Source organism: Curtobacterium sp. MCSS17_011, assembly GCF_003224275.1.
GTDB lineage: Bacteria > Actinomycetota > Actinomycetes > Actinomycetales > Microbacteriaceae > Curtobacterium.
The window spans coordinates 187,670-203,897 of sequence record NZ_QKLE01000001.1; the positions used below are offsets into that span (position 1 = coordinate 187,670).

At 71.5% G+C, this 16,228-nt stretch carries 14 protein-coding genes and 1 tRNA gene; 13 read left to right on the forward strand and 2 right to left on the reverse strand.

Annotated features, from left to right (window positions below; genetic code table 11):
- The first annotated feature begins 116 nt into the window (after nucleotides 1-116).
- The 5 genes from DEJ17_RS00825 (at nucleotide 117) to DEJ17_RS00845 (ending at nucleotide 5,496) form a co-directional block, all read left to right on the forward strand.
- Nucleotides 117-1,907 carry a DEAD/DEAH box helicase gene (locus DEJ17_RS00825; protein WP_110862791.1) on the forward strand — a complete coding sequence of 597 codons (1,791 nt, stop codon included), beginning with the start codon at nucleotides 117-119 and terminating at the stop codon, nucleotides 1,905-1,907.
- A 7-nt stretch (nucleotides 1,908-1,914) separates the two neighbouring features.
- A complete protein-coding gene (locus DEJ17_RS00830) occupies nucleotides 1,915-2,124 on the forward strand; it encodes a hypothetical protein (RefSeq protein WP_017887301.1) in 210 nt (69 codons plus the stop codon).
- A 32-nt stretch (nucleotides 2,125-2,156) separates the two neighbouring features.
- On the forward strand, nucleotides 2,157-3,485 hold the full coding sequence (locus DEJ17_RS00835; RefSeq protein WP_110891624.1) for an NAD(P)/FAD-dependent oxidoreductase: 1,329 nt from the start codon (nucleotides 2,157-2,159) through the stop codon (nucleotides 3,483-3,485).
- 260 nt (nucleotides 3,486-3,745) lie between these two features.
- Nucleotides 3,746-4,885, forward strand: a complete 1,140-nt coding sequence (locus tag DEJ17_RS00840) for a zinc-dependent alcohol dehydrogenase (protein WP_110862778.1) — start codon at nucleotides 3,746-3,748, stop codon at nucleotides 4,883-4,885.
- An 11-nt stretch (nucleotides 4,886-4,896) separates the two neighbouring features.
- Nucleotides 4,897-5,496, forward strand: a complete 600-nt coding sequence (locus DEJ17_RS00845) for a hypothetical protein (protein WP_258366581.1) — start codon at nucleotides 4,897-4,899, stop codon at nucleotides 5,494-5,496.
- Between the two features lie 339 nt (nucleotides 5,497-5,835).
- Here the strand turns inward: DEJ17_RS00845 and DEJ17_RS00850 are convergent.
- Nucleotides 5,836-5,921: transfer RNA gene (locus DEJ17_RS00850), tRNA-Leu, on the reverse strand.
- 158 nt (nucleotides 5,922-6,079) lie between these two features.
- Here DEJ17_RS00850 and DEJ17_RS00855 point away from each other — a divergent pair.
- The 3 genes from DEJ17_RS00855 (at nucleotide 6,080) to mshC (ending at nucleotide 9,545) form a co-directional block, all read left to right on the forward strand.
- Nucleotides 6,080-7,408 carry a M20/M25/M40 family metallo-hydrolase gene (locus DEJ17_RS00855; RefSeq protein WP_110891625.1) on the forward strand — a complete coding sequence of 443 codons (1,329 nt, stop codon included), beginning with the start codon at nucleotides 6,080-6,082 and terminating at the stop codon, nucleotides 7,406-7,408.
- Nucleotides 7,409-7,473: 65 nt separating this feature from the next.
- A complete protein-coding gene (locus DEJ17_RS00860) occupies nucleotides 7,474-8,304 on the forward strand; it encodes an undecaprenyl-diphosphate phosphatase (RefSeq protein ID WP_110891626.1) in 831 nt (276 codons plus the stop codon).
- Nucleotides 8,301-9,545, forward strand: a complete 1,245-nt coding sequence (gene mshC, locus DEJ17_RS00865; RefSeq protein ID WP_110891627.1) for a cysteine--1-D-myo-inosityl 2-amino-2-deoxy-alpha-D-glucopyranoside ligase — start codon at nucleotides 8,301-8,303, stop codon at nucleotides 9,543-9,545. The genes DEJ17_RS00860 and mshC overlap by 4 nt, the downstream gene beginning before the upstream one ends.
- A gap of 405 nt (nucleotides 9,546-9,950) precedes the next feature.
- Here the strand turns inward: mshC and DEJ17_RS00870 are convergent, their stop codons facing one another.
- Entirely contained in the window at nucleotides 9,951-10,874 is a 924-nt protein-coding gene (locus DEJ17_RS00870) for a proteasome assembly chaperone family protein (RefSeq protein WP_110891628.1), read from the reverse strand.
- Nucleotides 10,875-11,021: 147 nt separating this feature from the next.
- On the opposite strand from DEJ17_RS00870, the gene DEJ17_RS00875 reads away from it, so the two are divergent.
- The 5 genes from DEJ17_RS00875 (at nucleotide 11,022) to DEJ17_RS00895 (ending at nucleotide 16,084) form a co-directional block, all read left to right on the forward strand.
- Nucleotides 11,022-11,840 (forward strand): HAD family phosphatase, encoded by an 819-nt coding sequence (locus DEJ17_RS00875; protein WP_258366582.1) that lies wholly within the window; start codon nucleotides 11,022-11,024, stop codon nucleotides 11,838-11,840.
- Nucleotides 11,837-13,036 (forward strand): tRNA (adenine-N1)-methyltransferase, encoded by a 1,200-nt coding sequence (locus tag DEJ17_RS00880; protein WP_110891630.1) that lies wholly within the window; start codon nucleotides 11,837-11,839, stop codon nucleotides 13,034-13,036. The genes DEJ17_RS00875 and DEJ17_RS00880 overlap by 4 nt, the downstream gene beginning before the upstream one ends.
- 42 nt (nucleotides 13,037-13,078) lie before the next feature.
- A complete protein-coding gene (locus DEJ17_RS00885) occupies nucleotides 13,079-13,996 on the forward strand; it encodes an FKBP-type peptidyl-prolyl cis-trans isomerase (RefSeq protein ID WP_110891631.1) in 918 nt (305 codons plus the stop codon).
- A 71-nt stretch (nucleotides 13,997-14,067) separates the two neighbouring features.
- Complete coding sequence (locus DEJ17_RS00890) at nucleotides 14,068-15,120, forward strand: YafY family protein (RefSeq protein WP_110891632.1); 1,053 nt, start codon at nucleotides 14,068-14,070, stop codon at nucleotides 15,118-15,120.
- Nucleotides 15,113-16,084: a YafY family protein gene (locus tag DEJ17_RS00895; protein WP_110862793.1), complete on the forward strand. Its 972-nt coding sequence runs from the start codon at nucleotides 15,113-15,115 to the stop codon at nucleotides 16,082-16,084. The genes DEJ17_RS00890 and DEJ17_RS00895 overlap by 8 nt, the downstream gene beginning before the upstream one ends.
- The last annotated feature ends 144 nt before the right edge of the window (nucleotides 16,085-16,228 follow it).

A 16,228-nucleotide genomic window follows, 5' to 3' on the forward strand; every position in this document is an offset into this window, starting at 1 on the left:
CCACGCTGTGGGCGGAGTCGGGTGACGACCAGTCCGGCGCAGGCGGATCGTCGCCGACGCACGACGGCACGCAGGCGCACGGTGACGCAGCCCGTGCCGAAGCCGACGCCGCGGCCCTGGCCGAAGCGGCCGGCAACTCGGCCGTCCAGCACCTGTCGCCGGCGTTCCCGGACCGGGCCGCCTGGGGCACGGCATCGAAGCTCCGCGCCTGGCAGATCGAAGCGCTCACGAAGTACTTCGAGAAGGAACCTCGCGACTTCCTCACGGCGGCGACCCCCGGCGCCGGCAAGACCACCTTCGCGCTGCGGCTGGCGACCGAGCTCCTCGCCCGCGGCACCGTCGACCGCATCGTCGTCGTGGCCCCGACCGAGCACCTGAAGCGCCAGTGGGCCGACTCCGCCGACCGTGTGGGCATCCGGATCGACCCGATGTTCAAGAACGGCGACGGCATGTTCGGCCGGCACTACCAGGGCGTCGCGATCACGTACGCCCAGGTCGGCATGAACCCCGAGGTGCACAAGCGCATCACCGAGGGCGGCCGCACCCTGGTCGTCCTCGACGAGGTCCACCACGGTGGCGACGCCCTGACGTGGGGCGACGGCATCAGAGAGGCGTTCTCCGGCGCCACCCGCCGGCTCTCACTGTCGGGGACCCCGTTCCGGTCCGACACCGCGCCGATCCCGTTCGTGCAGTACGCCCCGGACGAGCAGGGCATCCGCACCTCGATCTCCGACTACAACTACGGCTACGGCCGCGCGCTGAAGGACGGCGTCGTCCGCCCGGTGCTGTTCATGGCGTACGCGGGCCAGATGCGCTGGAAGACCCGGATGGGCGACGAGATGTCGGCCTCGCTGGGCGAGCAGGTCACGAAGGACATCACGGCCCAGGCCTGGCGCACCGCACTGTCACCCGAGGGCGAGTGGATGCCGGCCGTGCTCTCCGCCGCCGACAAGCGCCTGACCGAGGTCCGTCGTGGTGTGCCCGACGCCGGCGGTCTGGTCATCGCGACCGACACCACCACGGCGCGCGCCTACGCCCGGATCCTGCAGCAGATCACGGGGGAGCGTCCCACCGTGGTGCTGTCCGACGAGGCCGCCGGGTCGAGCCGCATCAGCGCGTTCGCCGACGACACCTCCCGCTGGATGGTGGCCGTCCGCATGGTGTCCGAGGGCGTCGACGTCCCACGGCTCTGCGTCGGCGTCTACGCCACGAGCGCGAGCACGCCGCTGTTCTTCGCCCAGGTGATCGGCCGCTTCGTGCGTGCCCGTCGCCGCGGTGAGACCGCGAGTGTCTTCCTGCCGAGCGTCCCCGGCCTGATGGCCCTCGCCGCCACCCTCGAGCTCGAGCGCGACCACGCCCTCGACCGCCCGAAGGACGCCGACGACGGCATGTACAACCCCGAAGACGCGATGGTCGCCGAGGCCAACAAGGAAGACCGCGCGTCCGAGAGCCTGCTCGAGGTCCAGCCGTTCGAGGCGCTCGACTCGCAGGCGTCCTTCGACCGTGTCCTCTACGACGGCGGCGAGTTCGGCACCGGCGGCGAGGTCGGCTCCCTCGAGGAGCTCGACTTCATCGGCATCCCCGGGCTGCTCGAACCCGACCAGGTGCGCGACCTCCTGCGCGCACGGCAGGCGACCCAGGCCAAGCGCTCCAAGGGCCGCACGGCCAAGGACGGCCTGCCGAAGGCGCCCGAGCCCGACCGCCCGATGTACATGACGATCAAGGAGCAGCGCACCGAGCTCGCCCGGCTCGTGTCGATCTGGTCCCGGCACTCGAACGAGCCGCACGGTGCGATCCACGCCGAACTCCGGCGGATCAGCGGTGGCCCGGCTGTGGCACAGGCGAGCATCGAGCAGATCCAGAAACGCATCGACGTCCTGCGCTCCCGCATCGGCGGACGACGGTGACCGCGGCGTGATCGAGCCGGTCGACGACCGCACGTGGTACGTCAAGCGCGACCCCGAGGCGTCACCCGAAGCGATCATCGACCGCTTCGGGGGCGGCTACCGGCTGCGCCGCTTCTCGCTGACCGAGTCGCGCCGCACCCCGCACGGAGTGTTCACGGGCCCCGAACTGGCCGAGACCGCGTGGTGGCGGCTCCGCGACAGGCCGCGGAACTCATGACGCGCCAAGCCAAAGTCCGGTAGACCGGAGGAATGGCAGACTCGATCCCTCACGTCCTCGTCCTCGGCGGCGGCTCCGCTGGCTACACCACGGTCAAGCAGCTCCAGAAGCACGCGGCCACGGTGCCCATGCGGATCACGCTGGTGGACCAGAACACCTACTACACGTACCTGCCGTTCCTGCCCGAGGTCGCCGGTGGCCACATCGCGCCGAAGGACGTCACCGTCGAGCTGCGCCGTGCGCTGCGCAAGACGCGCGTGATCCAGGGCAAGGTCACCGCGATCTCCTCGGCCGACAAGACCGTCTCGATCGCGACCGCCGGCGGCGACGACCGCACCCTCGGCTACGACCACCTCGTCGTCGCCCTCGGTTCCGTCACCCGGACCTTCCCGACCCCCGGGCTCGAGGAGTACGGCGTCGGCTTCAAGAGCGTCGAAGAGGCCGCATACGTGCGCGCCAAGCTCCTCGACAACATCGCGAAGGCCGCTGCCACGCGTGACGAGGACGAGCGACGCCGTCTGCTGACCAGCGTCTTCGTCGGCGGTGGCTACACCGGCGTCGAGGCGATCGGCGAGCTGTTCGACGTGTCGCAGGCCGCCATCAAGACCTACCCGTCGCTCGCCGGCGAGCAGCCCCGCTGGGTGCTCATCGACGCCCTCGACCGCGTCGCGCCCGAGGTCGGCCCCGAGCTGTCCAAGTGGACGCTCGAGTCGCTCCGTGCCCGTGGCATCGACGTCCGCCTGAAGACCACCATGCCGAGCGCCGAGGGCGGCGTCGTCAAGTTCTCCGACGGCGACGAGTTCGCCACCGGCCTGCTCGTCTGGACCGCGGGCGTCAAGCCGAACCCGCTCCTCGACGCCTCCGACTTGCCGCGCGGGCCGAAGGGCCACCTCGCCGCGAACGCGAAGCTCCAGGTCGAGGCCGAGGACACCCACCAGGTCGTCGAGGGCGTCTGGGGCCTCGGCGACGTCGCGCAGGTGCCCGACCTGACCGCGGACAAGCAGCCGGCGTTCTACCCGCCGAACGCACAGAACGCCGTGCGCCAGGCCGTGGTCGCCGCCGACAACATCGTCGCGACCATCACCGGCAAGCCGCTCGAGGAGTACCGCCACCCCTCCATCGGCACCGTGGCGTCGTACGGTGTGGGCAAGGGTGCCGCGAACATCAAGGGCATCAAGATGACCAACCTGTTCGCCTGGCTCGCGCACCGCGCGTACCACGTGTACGCGATGCCGACCCTGAACCGGAAGGCCCGCATCATCATCGGCTGGATCACCGGTGCCGTGTCGGGTCGCGACGCGACCTCCCTCATCAAGGAGACCGATCCGCGACGCAACTTCGTCGAGGCGTCGAAGAGCTAGGAGACGGAACGCGGCATCAGGCCGCAATTTCGTCGAGGCGTCGAAGAGCTAGGAGACCGAACGCGGCATCAGGCCGCAACGTCGTCGAGGCGTCGAAGAGCGAGACGCCCCCACGGATCGGACGGGAGGCGCGGTGCCAGCTGGCACCGCGCCTCCCGTCCGTCTGTGCGGACGACCACCGCCTGTCCGCCATCTGCAGACCTGGGTCCGTTCCAACGTGCGCCGCGCCAGCGTGGACGTGCCGAACGAGAGGAGCGCCCATGCGCGCCATGACCTACCGCGGGCCCTACCGGGTCCGCGTCGAGGAGAAGCCGGACCCCCGGATCGAGCATCCGAACGACGCGGTGATCCGCGTCGAGCGGGCGGCGATCTGCGGATCCGACCTGCACCTGTACCACGGCATGATGCCCGACACCCGCGTCGGACACACGTTCGGCCACGAGTTCATCGGCGTCGTCGAGCAGGTCGGGTCGTCGGTGGAGACACTGAGCGTGGGGGACCGCGTGATGGTCCCGTTCCACATCTCGTGCGGGACCTGCTGGTTCTGCGCCCGCGGCCTGTTCACGAACTGCCACAACGTGAACCCGAACGCCACGGCGGTCGGCGGGATCTTCGGGTACTCGCACACCACCGGCGGCTACGACGGCGGGCAGGCGGAGCGTGTCCGGGTGCCGTTCGCCGACGTCGGTCCGCAGGTGATCCCGGAATGGCTCGACGACGACGACGCCCTGATGATGACCGACGCCCTGGGCACCGGGTACTTCGGCGCCCAGCTGGCGTCGATCCGCGAGGGCGACACCGTCGTCGTGCTCGGCGCCGGACCGATCGGGCTCTACGCCGCCAAGTCCGCCTGGCTGATGGGTGCCGGGCGGGTCATCGTCGTCGACCAGTTCGAGTACCGCCTCGAGAAGGCTCGGACGTTCGCGCACGCCGAGACGATCAACTTCGCCGAGGTCGACGACGTCGTGCTCGAGATGAAGAAGCAGACCGACTTCCTCGGCGCGGACAGCGTGATCGATGCCGTCGGTGCCGAAGCCGACGGCAGCTTCGTGCAGCAGGTCACCGCCACCAAGTTCAAGCTGCAGGGCGGGTCGCCGGTCGCGCTGAACTGGGCGATCGACGGCGTGCGCAAGGGCGGGACGGTGTCGGCCATGGGTGCCTACGGCCCGATCCCGAACCTGGTGAAGTTCGGCGACGCGATGAACAAGGGCGTCACGATCCACATGAACCAGGCCCCGGTGAAGCGACAGTGGCCGCGCCTGCTCGAGCACATCCAGGCCGGACACCTGAAGCCGAGCGACATCATCACGCACCGCATCCCGCTCGAGCACATCGCCGAGGGGTACCACCTGTTCTCGTCGAAGCTCGACGACTGCATCAAGACCGTCATCGTCCCGTGAAGGAGCGTCCCGTGACCGACGACACCGCGTCCGACCACACGCCGTACATCGCCGACCCGCCGCGCCGGGTTCCCTCGCCCGACGAACTCCGTGCACGCATCCCCGGGTGGGGGAGCGACCTCGACGTCGCCGACCGCCCTTCGGTGCCGAAGCTCTCCCGCGAGGCCGGCTCGGCCACCGGCGCCCACTGGGACCTCCCGCCGCAGCAGGACGGTGCGCACGGCCGGGAGCGCTCGATCGAGCACGCCCACGTGACGCCGGTGTTCGGTACCGCGCAGCCTCTGCACGGCATCGCCGGTGTCGTCCGGCGGTACGCCTACCGGCGGTTCAGCGAGGGGCGCCTGGCGCACTGGATGCTGCTCGTCGTCGGTGACCGCCTGGACGTCGCGACGCACCGGGTGACCGATGCGCTGCGGGGCAGGCCGGACCGGGTGATCAGCGAGACCGGCATCGCGGCGGAGCGTGGGAACCACCCGGTGGCCTCGCGCCTCGGGTCGAGTCGGCGGGACTGGCGGCACCAGGTGCTCGACCCGGTCGTCGCGAACTGGGGCTGGCTGGCGGCGCTCGGTGCCGTGGTGCTGGTGGTGCGGCGGGTGCGCCGCTCGCGCTGACCGTGCGGGCCGCGCTGACCGCGCGGGCCGCCGGGCTTGCAGCCTGGTGCGGCGTTGCCCACTCGGTGCGACCTTGTTCCGTCACACGGAGTGCGCAACGGCGCACCGGCCTGCGACGTGCGCACGCTCCGGACTGGAGGCGCGTGGCGGCCCCGCCCCGCGCCTCCAGTCCGCACGTCCCGCGTCCAGAGCACGCCCTCCTGCTCCGCCCCCGACCGCTCCGAGCGCAGCGAAGTGGCGCCGGCGTGGATCGCCCTGAGCGCAGCGATGGCGGCACTCGCCGGGAAGACGCAACAGAAATTGCCCCCCGACCGCAAGGTCAGGGGGCATGCATTTCTGTGTCCGAAGGGGGACTTGAACCCCCACGCCCTAATACGGGCACTAGCACCTCAAGCTAGCGCGTCTACCAATTCCGCCATCCGGACTGGATGTGCGGCATTCCGACCGGGTTTCCCCAGCGTTCCTGCCGAGAGAAAACACTAGCACGGCTCTGAACGCGCGATGAACATGGTCGCGCATCCCGGGCGAGTCCTGTCTCTCCGGCCTCGGCGACGGGGTCGGTGCCGACCGATACCGTGGAACCATGACGAACCCGGAGCCCTCCGAGCCGCAGTCCCTGCCCGAGCTCGAGGCCACCGCGGCGATCGCCCGCGACCTCATCCGCATCGACACGACGAACTGGGGCGAGGGGAAGTCCCGTGGGGAGACCGAGGCGGCCCACTACGTCGAGGACAAGCTCCGCGCGCTGGGTCTCGAGCCGCAGTTGTTCGAGTCCGAGCCGGATCGGGTGAGCGTCGTGGCACGGGTGCCCGGCCGGAACCGTGACAAGCCGGCGCTCGTGGTGCACGGGCACCTCGACGTCGTGCCGGCCGACCCGGCGAACTGGTCCGTCGACCCGTTCGGTGGCGTGGTCAAGGACGGATCGCTCTGGGGCCGGGGCGCCGTCGACATGAAGAACATGGACGCGATGATGCTCACGTCGCTGGCCGACGTCATCGAGCAGCACGGTGCGCCGGAGCGTGACCTGGTGATCGCGTACTTCGCCGACGAAGAGGCCGGGGGAGTCCTGGGGTCCCACCACGTGGTCGACCAGCACCCCGAGGTCTTCGCCGGGGCGTCGGCGGCGATCAGCGAGGTCGGCGGGTACTCGATCACGCTCGGTGACCGTCGCGCCTACCTGCTGCAGACCGGCGAGAAGGCGCTCATGTGGGTGAAGCTCATCGCGCGGGGCACCGCCGCCCACGGCTCGCACGTGATCCGCGACAACGCCGTCACGAAGCTCGCGGCGGCGGTCGCCCGGATCGGCAGCGAGGAGTGGCCCGTCCGGCTCTCGGCCACGACGGACGCGATGGTCGCCGAGGTGGCACGGTTCCTCGGGGTCGACCCGACGGTCACCGGCCCGGACGAGGTCGCGCTGGCCACCGGCTCGGCGTCGCGGTTCATCCACGCCGCGCTGCACACCACGTCGAACCCGACGGTGCTGACCGCCGGCTACAAGCACAACGTCATCCCCGACGCCGCCGAGGCCCTGGTCGACATCCGCTGCTTGCCGGGTGACGAGGAGACCGTGCTCGAGCGAGTGCGGGAGCTTGCCGGACCCGACGTCGAGGTGGTCATGTCGTTCCGCGACATCGGCCTGGAGCAGGACTTCGGCGGCCCGCTGGTCGACGCCGTCCGCGACGTCCTCGGCCGGCACGACCCCGGGGCCCCGGTCCTGCCGTACCTGCTGTCCGGCGGCACCGACAACAAGGCGCTCTCGACGCTCGGCATCGCGGGGTACGGGTTCGTGCCGTTGCAGCTGCCGGCCGGTGTCGACTTCCCCGCGATGTTCCACGGTGTGGACGAGCGGGTGCCGCTCGACTCGCTGGCGTTCGGTCGGCGGGTGCTGGGCGACCTGCTCGCCACGTACTGATATTGTTCATGGTCGCCGTCGTGGCGGTGCCCTGACCGACCTCCCCCCCCTGAAAGGCCCGTGCGATGCACATCCTCGAGGCGATCTTCCTCGGCTTCGTCCAGGGGCTCACCGAGTTCCTGCCGGTGTCCTCCAGCGCGCACCTGCGCATCGTGGGGCTCTTCCTGCCCGACGCGCAGGACCCCGGTGCGGCCTTCACCGCGGTGACGCAGCTCGGCACCGAGACCGCGGTGCTCATCTACTTCTGGAAGGACATCACCCGGATCATCGGGCGATGGTTCCGGTCGGTGTTCAAGCGTGACGTGCCGAAGGGCGACCCCGACGTCCGACTCGGTTGGCTCGTGATCCTCGGCACGATCCCGATCGGGGTCGCCGGGCTCCTGCTCAAGGACTCGATCGAGACCACGTTCCGGTCGCTCTGGATCGTCGCGATCGTGCTGATCGTCTTCGGCGTCGTCCTCGGCGTGCTCGACGTCGTCGGGCGCAAGGAACGCCGTATCGAGCACATGACCTTCCGCGGTGGCCTGCTCATCGGCCTGGCGCAGGTGCTCGCCCTGGTGCCCGGCGTGTCCCGGTCCGGTGCCACGGTGTCGATGGGGCTGGCCCTCGGGTACACCCGTCCGGCAGCTGCGCGCTTCGCGTTCCTGCTGGCGATCCCGGCGGTGTTCCTGTCCGGGTTCTACGAAGCTGCGACGAGCCTCGGTGACCACGGTTCGCCGTTCGGACTCGCCGACACGCTCATCGCGACCGTCGTCGCCTTCGTGGTCGGCTTCGTCGTGATCGCGGCGTTCATGAACTACATCAGCAAGCGCAGCTTCATGCCCTTCGTTCTCTACCGGATCGCACTCGGTATCGTGCTCATCGTGTTGTTGTCGCTCGGAGTGATCCAGCCGTGAGGGCCTGGCAGGCCCCATCCGTCCCCGACGTCCCCGGCGCCGCGCCCCGACCGGTCGTCCACGACACCGCCACGGGCAAGCCGGTGGACCCCGCGCGGGACGAGGACCGTGCCGCGCTGTACGTCTGTGGCATCACGCCGTACGACGCCACGCACCTCGGCCACGCGGCGACGTACCTGGCGTTCGACACCCTCGGCCGCGCCTGGCGTGACGCCGGGCTCGACGTCGAGTACGCGCAGAACGTCACCGACGTCGACGACCCGCTGCTCGAGCGTGCCGCCCGTGACGGCGTCGACTGGCGTGCGCTGGCGGCGGAGCAGGTCGACCTGTTCCGCCGCGACATGGAGTCGCTGCGGATCCTGCCGCCGGACGACTTCGTGGCCGTCACCGACGAGGTCGAGCGCGTCGCCGAGGCCGTCTCGTTCCTGCAGGAGACCGGCTACGCGTACGAGGTCCCGACCGACGACGCCGAGGGCGACGACCTGTACTTCGACGTGAACCGCCCGACCGACGTCTGGACCCTCGGTGACGAGAGCGGGCTCGACCGCGAGGCCATGCTCACCCTGGCCGCCGAACGCGGTGGCGACCCGGAACGTCCGGGCAAGCGCGACCCGCTCGACCCGCTGCTCTGGCGTGCCGCGCGCGACGGTGAGCCGAGCTGGGAGACCGAGATCGGCCCCGGACGCCCCGGCTGGCACATCGAGTGCAGCGTCATCGCCGGTGACCGCCTCGGACTGCCGATCAGTGTGCAGGGCGGCGGGAGCGACCTCGTCTTCCCGCACCACGAGATGAGCGCCGGGCACGCCGCGGCCCTCGCGCACCAGCCCCTCGCGAACGCGTTCGTGCACACCGGCATGATCGCCTACCAGGGCACGAAGATCTCGAAGTCGCTCGGCAACCTCGTCACCGTCCGTGGGCTGCTCGACGACGGTGCTGATCCCCGCGCGATCCGGCTCGCGCTGCTGTCGCACAAGTACTCCGACGACTGGGAGTGGTTCGACACCGAGCTCACGAGTGCCCAGACCCGGCTCGCCGGCTGGGACGCCTGGGCCTCGGGCGCCTCGGCCGGGCACGCCGACGACGCGGCCGACGCCGTCGCACGCATCCGCGCGCGGGTCTCCGACGACCTGGACACCCCGGGTGCCGTCGCGGCGGTCGACACCGCGATCGCCGGCGGCACGGCGTGCACGCCCGAGCTCGTCGACCTGATCGACGCGCTGCTCGGCATCCGCCTGGCCTGACGTCGGCTCACCGGCGGTCGCGCCGTGGCGGGGTGCAGTGACCGTCCGCTCAGTGGTCGCGACACGCCGCGTGCGTACCGCCGAGGGGTCAGGAACCGTCGGCCGAGCGGGCCGCAGCCGACAGTTCGTGACCACTCGGCGGAGGTGAGCGGGGTGTCCTGACCGCCCACGACCGCCGGACGGGAGGCCCGTGGCGGGGCCGACCCGCGCCTCCCGTCCGCCCAGTGGTCGCGACACGCCGCGTGCGTGCCGCCGAGGGGTCAGGAACCGTCGGCCGAGCGGGCCGCAGCCGACCGTTCGCGACCACTCGGCGGAGGTGAGCGGGGTGTCCTGACCGCACGCCCCCACGGACGGGAGGCACGGTGCCAGCTGGCACCGTGCCTCCCTTCCGTCAGCGGGTGGCGGCTACTGCTGGGGCCGCCACGGCCCCTCGCCACCGGCGGTGCCGCCGTCCTTGCCGTCCTTGCGCTCACGGCGACGGAGGTACTGCTCGAACTCCTGCGCGATGGCGTCGCCCGAGGCCTCGGGGGAATCGACGGTGTCGCGCGCCTGCTCGAGCTGTCCGATGTAGGACGCCATGTCCTCGTCGTCGGCGGCGAGCGCGTCGATGCCCTCTTCCCACTCGGTTGCGTCGTCGAGCAGCGACCCGCGGGGCACCGTGACGTCCGTAAGCTCCTCGATCTTGTCGAGCAGCGAGAGCGTGGCCTTCGGTGAGGGCGAGTTGTGCACGTAGTGCGGCACGGAGGCCCACAGGGACAGCGTGGTCAGCCCGGCCTTGTCCATCGCGTCGGCGAGGACCCCGAGGATGCCGGTCGGACCCTCGTACGACGACCGGTCGACGTCGAACGCGGCCCGGACGCCGGCGTTCTCACTCGACACGAACACCGAGATCGGCCGGGTGTGCGGCACGTCCGCGAGCATCGCGCCGACGAAGACGACGGCGTCGATCGAGTAGACGTCCGCCAGGTCGATGATCTCCGAGCAGAAGCCCCGCCAGGTGCGCGAGGGCTCCGGGCCGACGAGCACGTAGACGTCACGGTCGGTGGGGGAGCCGGTGGCGCCGATGACCGGACGCCCCTCCGCGCCGGGGCCGTACAGCACGATCCGGGGCCACTGCACGCCTCGGTCGCCGTTGTCGTCGGTGCCGACGGTGGGTCGGTTGAACTGGTAGTCGACGTACCGCTCGCCGTCGAGCTCGCGCAGCTCGTCGAGACCGAGCGACTCGACGATGCGCCGAGCCAGACCGCTCGCGGCCTCGCCGGCGTCGTTCCAGCCCTCGAAGGCGACGACGAGCAAACGACCGTCGCTGAAGGGGGAGTGCTGTGGCACGGAGCGGACCTCCTGGTGGTGGAGCGGAGCGGGGCGGGAGTGATGCCCCCGGCCGGACACGATTCAGGCATCCACTGTAGGCCCAGGGGGTGTCGGCGCACGCGCGCGTCCGCGCCCAGCGGAACGGCCCCGGTAGACTCGTCGCCCGTGACCGCGCATCCTCCTGCCCTCGTCCCGCCCGCAGCCGTGCTGTGGGACATGGACGGCACGATCATCGACACCGAGCCGATCTGGCAGCGGTCCCAGGTCGACCTGACGAAGCGCTACGGCGCCGAGTGGACCCACGAGGACGGCCTGTCCCTGGTCGGGTCCGGCCTCGAGCGCTCCGGTGAGCTCCTGCGCGCCAAGGGCGTCGACATGGAGGTCGAGGAGATCATCCAGTGGATGACCGACTACGTCATGGAGCACCTGCGCGCCGGCGAACTGCCCTGGCGGCCGGGTGCCCGTGAGCTCGTCGAGGAGCTCCACGCCCGCGGCATCCCGACCGCCCTGGTCACGATGTCCCGTCGCAAGATGGCGCTCGTCGCCGCCGAGGCCCTGGGTGAGCGCGGCTTCCGCGTCGTCGTGGCCGGCGACGACGTCGACCGTCCGAAGCCGTTCCCGGACGCGTACCTGTCCGCCGCCGCGCAGCTCGGCGTCGAGCCCACCGCGTGCGTCGCGATCGAGGACTCCGCCACCGGCGTCGCGTCGGCCGTCGCCTCCGGCGCCGTCACGGTCGCCGTCGAGCACATCGTCCCGCTCTCCGAGATCGCCGGCGGCGACGTGCACCTGACCACCCTGGCGGGCGTCGACGTCGACCGGCTGGTCGAGTTGACGACGCCGGCCCTGTCCGCGAGAGCCGCCGGGCCTGGGCCCACGCCGCCGGTCCCGGACCGACGCGCCAGCGGCGGGCCGGCCGTGCCGGTGGGGAGAGGCGCGGTGCCGGACCCGGCGCACGCTGCGGACACCGAAGGGGTCACCCGATGAGCCACACCGACGACGCACGCGACGAGGCGAACGCGAGCAGCGCCTCCAGTCCGACCGCGGACCCGACCACAGCCCTCCCGCACACCGCGGGCGGCGCACCGCACACGCCGCCGCGCGGCCCGTTCCGGGCCGGCGACCGCGTCCAGCTGACGGGGCCCAAGGGCAAGCTCACGACGCTGTCGCTCGAGACCGCGGGTGAGTACCACACGCACCGTGGGGTGCTCCGGCACGACGACGTCATCGGGCAGCCCGACGGCTCGGTCATCCGGGCGAGCACCGGTGACGAGTACCTCGCGCTTCGTCCGCTGCTCAACGACTACGTCATGTCGATGCCGCGTGGTGCCGCGATCGTCTACCCGAAGGACGCGGCGCAGATCGTGGCCTTCGCGGACGTCTTCCCCGGGGCCCGCGTGGTCGAGGCGGGCGTCGGCTCGGGGGCGCTCTCGCTCTTCCTGCTCCGCGCGATCGGCCCGACCGGGCAGCTGCAGTCGTTCGAGCGCCGCGAGGAGTTCGCGGCGATCGCGAAGGGCAACGTCGGTACCTTCCTCGGGGCCGTCCCGGACAACTGGTCCGTCACCGTCGGTGACCTGGTCGAGTCGCTGCCCGACGCGACCGAGCCGCAGAGCGTGGACCGCGTCGTGCTCGACATGCTCGCGCCGTGGGAGTGCGTGGACGCCGCCGCCGACGCCCTCGTGCCCGGCGGACTCATCGTCTGCTACGTCGCGACCGTCACACAGCTGTCCCGCACGGCCGAGGCCCTGCGCGACACCGGACGCTTCACCGACCCGATGCCGAGCGAGACCCTGGTGCGCACCTGGCACGTCGAGGGCCTTGCCGTGCGCCCGGACCACCGCATGGTCGGGCACACCGGGTTCCTCATCACGGCACGACGCCTGGCCGACGGCACCGTGCTGCCGAACCTGAAGCGCCGCGCGGGCAAGGCGGAGTTCTCGGACGAGGACATCGAGGCCTGGACCCCCGGCGCCGTGGGCGAGCGGGCGACGAGCGACAAGAAGCTCCGCAAGGTCGCTCGGCAGTCGGCGGCGCAGGCGCGGAAGGTCGCGGCGGCCGAGGCGTCGTCCGCTGCGGACGCTGCTCCGGCACCGTCCGGGGCCGCTGCGGCACCGTCCGGGGCCGCTGCGGCACCGTCCGGGGCCGCTGCGGCTCCGTCCGGGGCCGTCGAGGACGAACGGTAGGCTGACGGCGTGCCCGTCCTGCATCGAACGGAAAGAGGGTCCGTGCGCACCATCCCCGCACTCCTGGTCACCATCGGTCTCGCGGTGTCCCTCACCGCCTGCGCCTCGAACGGTGCCGGCACCACGCCCTCGAGCTGCGCCGCCCCCGGCGCCGCGTCCGAAGCGGTGACCGCCACCGGCAAGTTCGGCTCGGAGCCGAAGGTCACCGTGCCGAAGGGCCTCACCACCCAGGGCACCCAGGTGTCCGTGCTCAAGCAGGGCACCGGTCGCGCGATCGACGACGGCACCCCCGTCCTGGTCGAGTACACCCTGGTCGACGGCTCCACCGGCGAGGTCGCCCAGACGAGCGGCTACTCGGGCCAGACGGCACCGATCACCGCCGGCGCGAGCAACTACGGTGCCCTCGGCGCCTCGCTGCAGTGCGCACACGTCGGTGACCGTCTCGCGGTGGCCCTGCCGAAGAGTGCCCTGAGCAGCACCGGCGGCACCGACAGCTCCTCGTCGGGGAAGACCGAGGACGCCGTGATCGCCGTCATCGACGTCAAGCGTGCGTTCGACGCCCGTGCCACGGGCACCCCGCAGCTCGCCGGCGACAAGATGCCGGCCGTGGTGCTCGCACCCTCCGGAGCCCCCGGCATCACGATCCCGTCGTGGGGCGCCCCGAAGTCGAACGAGACGCACCTGCTCCGCAAGGGCGACGGTCGCGAGCTCACCGCGAAGGACACCGCGGTCATCAAGTACACCGCCGTCACCTGGGGTGCCGACCCGTCCGTCGCCGGCTCCAGCTGGACCGACGGTTCCGGCGCGCAGGCCATCCCGCTCACCAAGGGCCAGGTCGACGAGGGCGTCCGGACCGCCATCGTCGGGCACCGCGTCGGCGACCAGGTCCTCGCGATCGTCAACCAGCAGGGGACCGCGTACGCGTACGTGATCGACGTCCTCGGAGCGATCTCGAACTGACCTCGTTCGACCGTCCACGGACCGCGGCGCGGGTGCACTCCGGTGCACCCGCGCTGCCGTAGGATCGGCTCGTGCCAGCGACCCGTGTGCCCCGTGTGCCCGCCGAGGAGCGGCTGTTCAGCCTCGTGCTCGCGCTGCTCTCGACGGAATCCGGTCTGACCAAGGCCGAGATCCTGGCCAACGTGCAGGGGTACCGGCAGCGGTTCTCGCCCGGCGGCGACAACGCCTCGCTCGAGCGCCAGTTCGAACGCGACAAGGACGACGTCCGCGAGCTCGGCATCCCGCTCGAGACGATCGAGACGCCGGGTGCCGCGGGCAACAACCAGACGCTCCGCTACCGGATCCCGAAGGGCGAGTACGACCTTCCTGTCGACGTCCGGTTCACCCCCGACGAATCCGCGTTGCTGTCTCTGGCCGCGATGGCGTGGCGTGAAGGCGCGCTGTCCGCCGACTCGCGCCGTGGTCTGCTGAAGGTCCGCTCTGCCGGTGCCGAGGACGACGACGGCGCCCTGCAGCTCGGGGTCGATGCGTACGCCCCGCGGCTCCGCGCCCGGGATGCGTCGTTCGAGCCGCTCCGTTCCGCGCTCGACCGCGGCGCAGCCGTGCGCTTCGACTACATCACGCCGGGGCAGCACGACGCCCGTCGGCGCGAAGTGGCTCCACTCGCCCTGGTGCAGCACGGCGGCCGGTGGATGCTCGCGGCTCACGAGTTCGCGACGGACTCGGACAAGAACTACCTGCTGTCCCGCATCGTCGGGCCGGTCACCCAGTACGAGGTCGGGCAGCACACGGCTCCGGTCGGCGCGGGGGAGCGCACCCTCGCCGAGCTCGAGCGGATCTGGGCCGAGCGCACCGCGCGCATCGCCGTGACGCCCGGGTCCGACGCCGAGCGCCGCCTGACCCGTCGCCGCGACACCGAGACCGACGCCGACGGCGCGCTCGTGCTGCACCACGTCGACCCGCAGATCCTCGCCGAGGAGCTCGCCGCCTTCGGGCCCGAGGTCCGGGTACTCGAGCCGGACGACCTGCGGTCCAGGGTGGAAGAACGGCTCAGCGCACTCGTGCGCGACCACACCGACGACGACCGTGCCGCAGCCCCCGGAGAGGACCCCGTTCGTGGCTGACGCCCAACCCCTGCAGGCGCAGGACAAGCTCGCGTTCCTGCTCGCCCTGGTGCCGTACCTGATCGACCGCGAGCGGGTCTCGGTCGCCGAGGCCGCTCGGCACTTCGGCGTCCCCGAGGCCCGGATCCGCCGCGCCGTCGAACTGATCGCGGTGTCGGGGGTGCCCGGCGAGACGATGCAGTACCAGCACGGCGACCTGTTCGACATCGCCTGGGACGACTTCGACCAGAACGACATGATCGTGCTGACGAACCTGGTGGCGATCGACGACTCGCCCCGCCTGTCGGCTCGTGAGGCCTCGGCCCTCATCGCGGGTCTGCAGTACCTGTCCGCGCTGCCCGAGGCCGCCGACCGTGACGCCATCCGCGCGCTCATGGCCAAGCTGTCCCGTGGTGCCGGGGGAGCGGCGTCGACCGTCGCCGTCGGGCAGGACCTGCACGACGTCGCCCTCGCCACCATCCGCCGAGCGATGTCCGACGGCCGCGGCCTGGTCTTCGAGTACGCCGGGCCGCGCACCCAGGGCGGCACGCGCAGGGTCGATCCGCTGCGGGTCGAGTCGATCGACACCGACTGGTACCTGCGCGCGTGGGACCTCGACCGGCAGGCGCTCCGGACGTTCCGACTCGACCGGATGTCGGAGGCGCGCGTCGACGACCGCCCGGCCGAGAAGACGATCGACCAGGTCGTGATCCCGGACACGCTGTTCCAGCAGGCCGCCGACGACGTGATCGTCACGGTGGAGCTCGACTCGACTTCGCTGCCCCTGGTCGCCGACTTCCTGTCCGACACCGCCGACGCGCCCGACGATGACGGTCGTGTGCGCATCCGGCTCGCGGCGTCGCACGGGTTCGACGGCGTGGTCCGGCTCGTCGCCGGGTTGCCGGGTCGTGCCGTGGTGCTCGACCCGCCCGCGGCCCGTGACGCCGTGCGCGACTTCGCGGCCGCGGCACTCGCCGCCGGCTGACGCCCGCCGCGGTACCCGGTCGAGCGCTGCCCGTTCCGACCAGGTACGCCCGATCCCGCACGGTGGACTTCGGGTGCCTGGTCGTTCCGGGCGTAGCTGGTGTGTTGATCTGACCAGGTATGCCCGATTCCGCCCGGTACGCCC